The 3,662-nt window shown below is 61.9% G+C and carries 3 protein-coding genes; 1 reads left to right on the top strand and 2 read right to left on the bottom strand.

All coding sequences use genetic code 11. The annotated features are described in order from the left end of the window. Nucleotides 1-76: 76 nt before the first annotated feature. The gene (locus tag AC0V2Y_RS14095; protein ID WP_475414218.1) at nucleotides 77-1,849 is read right to left on the bottom strand and encodes a ShlB/FhaC/HecB family hemolysin secretion/activation protein; all 1,773 of its coding nucleotides are present in this window, start codon (nucleotides 1,847-1,849) and stop codon (nucleotides 77-79) included. A gap of 423 nt (nucleotides 1,850-2,272) precedes the next feature. Here AC0V2Y_RS14095 and AC0V2Y_RS14090 point away from each other — a divergent pair, with 423 nt between their 5' ends. Next, the gene (locus tag AC0V2Y_RS14090; protein ID WP_475414219.1) at nucleotides 2,273-2,710 is read left to right on the top strand and encodes a helix-turn-helix domain-containing protein; all 438 of its coding nucleotides are present in this window, start codon (nucleotides 2,273-2,275) and stop codon (nucleotides 2,708-2,710) included. A gap of 390 nt (nucleotides 2,711-3,100) precedes the next feature. Here the strand turns inward: AC0V2Y_RS14090 and AC0V2Y_RS14085 are convergent, their stop codons facing one another. After that, nucleotides 3,101-3,556 (bottom strand): TolC family protein, encoded by a 456-nt coding sequence (locus AC0V2Y_RS14085; RefSeq protein WP_475414220.1) that lies wholly within the window; start codon nucleotides 3,554-3,556, stop codon nucleotides 3,101-3,103. Between the last annotated feature and the right edge of the window lie 106 nt (nucleotides 3,557-3,662).

The following is a 3,662-nucleotide window of genomic DNA, read 5'->3' as shown; positions in this document are numbered from 1 at the left end:
GACATGTCCTAATGACAATCAATTAAAAGGGGGAGGAGAACGGCTGGCGGGTGGCGGCGTCTCACATCGTTAATTTTTAATAGCTGGCGTTCAGGCTGAAGCCGGCCGTATGGCTGGCCGTACGGAACAGCTCGGGCTTGTGCACGGGCCAGCCGACAAAGGCGTCGTACTGCACCCCCAGCCACTGGCCGCGCAAGCCGACGAAGCCGCCCGTCAGCCGGCGCGCGATCAGCCATTCGGCGGACGGTCCCGATACTTCGCCGTGGTCCAGGCCGGCATACGCTTCCTGGCCGCTGCTGCCCAGCGGCACGCCGACTTCGTTGCGCAGCAGCCAGCCGCGCTCGGCCGACAGGCTGCTTTCTCCGTCATAACCGCGCACCGTGTAGCGCCCGCCGATGGCGAAGCGGTCCTGCGGCACCAGCGGCGTGCGGTTGTGCTGCATGCGCCAGCTGCCCGCGTAGCGCAGCGGCTGGCCGGCCAGCGTGAACGGCGCCGACAGGGCCGCGTCGGCCAGGATGAGCTTGAAGCGCGACGTGCCTTCGCCGAACGCTTCCTCGGGCGCTGTCAGCGCATGCATCGCGCCCGTGCCGCGCCGGTATTGCAGGTTCAGGTCCAGGGTGGCCTGTCCCATGAATTCGCGGTGGCCGATGCCCAGTTCCCAGCCGGCCATGCGGCGGCGCTGCACTTCTACTTCCGTGTCGTCGATGAAATTTTGCGCGGCACGCTGCCAGCCGCGCAGGGACAGCGTCGTCTTGCGCGAGGCGTCGCGGTACACCAGGCGCGACAACTTGACTTCCTTGTTCTGACTGGCGCCGCTGTAGTTGTAGTCCTGGCTGATGCCGGCCACGGACTGGTGATAGCGGCTGTCGCTGGCCGTGAAGGCCAGCAGCCAGTAGGCGTAGGGAATCGAATAGTGGGCCACCATGCCGCCCGTGCCGCGCGGGCCATTGCGGTCGCCGTCGACGTTCTGGTTCAAGCTCAGGTAAAACAGGTCGTTCAGGGTCAGCCAGTGGTCATACGACAGGGTCACGCTGCCCTGCAGCTTGCCCGTCGAGCGCGAGCCGCCGTCGTCGAGGCCCAGCGCCAGGCGGAACGGCAAGCCCTGTTTCCACTGGATCTGCAGGTCGCTCTCGCCCGGCTTCGCATTGCCACCCTCGGCCGGCATGATCTGGATATCGGCTTCGGCCGTCGGCACGCGCTTGAAGTTTTCCAGCGCCTGTTCCGTATCGCGCACATTGAGCAAGTCGCCCGGCCGCGCCGGCACGGCGTTCCACCAGGTGGCGCGGGGATTGGTGCCGGGTGCAAAGCCGATCTGGCGGATGCGCCCCGGTATCAGGCTCAAGGCCAGGGTGCCACGGCTCAAATCCTGCGGCTCGGCCAGCACGCGCGTGGTGACGTAGCCGCGCGCGATGATGGCGTTCTGCAGCCGCCCCATCAGCACATTGATGGCCTGCGTGCCCAGGCAGCGCCCCAGCGCAGAATCCGGCGCGCCCAGGTCGTCGCGGCTGGCGGCATCCAATGCCCACTGGAACCGGGCGGCATCCTCACCCCGCAATTGCAGGTGGTTGATCGTAAAACACGGCGACTCGCCTGCCGGCAAGCGGTTGGCGGAGGCGGCCGCGGGCGCATCGAGCAGGCGCACGTCGGGCTGGCGCTCCTGCTGCTGGCGCAGGAGGCGCTCGCGTTCTTGCTGGCGTATCAGTTCTTGGCTGGCATCGTCGCGCTGGCCGAGGCCAGGCGGAGTGGGAAGGGGCGGCGCGATTTCGGGACGGGTCTGCGCGGACACGGCGGCACACAAGGTGCCGCTGAACAAAAATACACCGCACCATGGCGTCAAGCGCAGGTGCATATGTTGCCTTACGTAATTATTTTCTTAAGTAGATTATAAAATAATTATTTCCGTGTGGCAATTTTATTTATTTCTTGAGAACTTTAGCTGTTTAGTAACTGCATTTCAACTATCACATTACCACTAGTAAACAGGTGCGCAGCTTGCGGCAGGAGAACCGGCAACGACAGGCGGCATGGACCGATGAACTGCTGCCCCTCCAAATATTCTCACCGGATGTATCCATCGTGGTAAAACTTGCCTGGCTTCACTCTGGCTTCAAGCAAGGTAATCATGCAAGATGATCAGCACCCGACGTCAGCCATCCCTGAGCATCCAAGCAGGGCCACCTACGATGAAGCGACCACCTGTGTCTATCAGGCGTATCCGGATGTGATCGCGGATGGCGCATTGACGAACGTTGTATATTGAAAGGCAATACATATGTCCGACAACACCCATGTTTCTGAGCGGCTCAAAAGCTGCCGCGAGGATCTTCGTCTCTCACAAGTACTGCTTGCCGAACTGGCAGGCATCAATCCCACGCAGCTGTATCGCTATGAATCAGGCAAAGCCAGTCTTCGGATGGACGCGGCAGAGAAGATTGCCGCAGCCCTCGGCGTCAGCACCGCCTGGCTTGTGCACGGGACCTTGCCCATCGCCAGAGGGACGCACATCGCCCCGCCAGTGCCAGCGGGAGGGGGACTGATCCTGAACTCTCTGGAACTGCCCCCCGCGCTTGCCGGCGCCGTGAAGCGCCTGGCCATGCAAAATGGCAGCAGTGTCGAAATAGCGCTGCTGGACCTCGCGCATCAGGGCCTCGACGCCATGCACAAAAAAGCCTTGGCTTGCGCCGAGTCCGCAGGCCAGAGCGAAAAATAAGCGCTGATAGAGACTTTCGCGGCAACTGGGTGGTGCAGTTCACGGGGAAAATATGCGCAACGCGATCCATGCGCCAGCCTGCGAAGCCAAAAACGGCTGATCGCTGGATGGTGTCATTCACCTGGGCTCGCGCTGCAGGGGGCAACGCAGGCATTTCCCTGGCGCGACGGCTTAAGCGCACGCACATCAAAAAAATGGCCGTTGATCATTCTGTTGGAATGATCAACGGCCATATATTTCACTTTAAAATCAATTAGTTAAAGCGAACTTATCACTCCTACTCGATGCTCAACGATAGCGATATATCCTTGGATTGACGAGGAATATACGGATACCAGCACGACCATACCACCAGAAATACCATCATCGTCTCATGCTCGACGGCCAGGATCACAAGGCGCCGGCGAAGGCCCGCCGCAAACCGACGGCTGCCTCCCAGCGTGCACCCACGGCTTGGGCCAGCGCATCGCGTGCCTGCAAGTGAGTCCGGCGCGCGTCGAGCACCGCGCCCATGTCCGCCATGCCAGCTTCATACAGCTGAGCAGCATTGCCCGCCGCCGCGCTGCCTGCCGCGTCCACCCGCCGCCACTCCTCCAGGGCACTGCCGGAGGACGTCCATTGGCTCAGCCTCGACTCCACATCGACCAGCGCGCCCAGCATGGCTTTCTCGTACTTGGCCATCGCCTCCTTCGCACGCGCGTCCAGCACCGCGATATTGGCGCGAATGTGGCCACCGTCCAGGATCGGCATGCTGAGCGACACGCCATAGCCAACCGCCAGTTGCGGCACCGCCGATGCCCCATGCTCAGCCAGGCGCTCGCACGAGCCGGACCAGGCAAGCTGCAAACTCGGATATCAAATCCGGTCAGCATGCAGCTACTGCAGATTAGGACGATGTACCAAAGACCAATTGACTTGACCTTGTTGTCGAACAATGATTATCCCCTGCATG

It is taken from the genome of Janthinobacterium sp. BHSEK, from assembly GCF_056174685.1.
Note: the sequence above shows the minus strand (reverse complement) of the source record. Positions and strands in the feature narration are given on the sequence as shown.

What these genes read in the sequence shown, in the direction of transcription:
- AC0V2Y_RS14090 (WP_475414219.1), top strand. Translation starts at nt 2,273, where the DNA reads ATGTCCGACAACACCCATGTTTCTGAGCGGCTCAAAAGCTGCCGCGAG.
- AC0V2Y_RS14095 (WP_475414218.1), bottom strand. Translation starts at nt 1,849, where the DNA reads ATGCACCTGCGCTTGACGCCATGGTGCGGTGTATTTTTGTTCAGCGGC.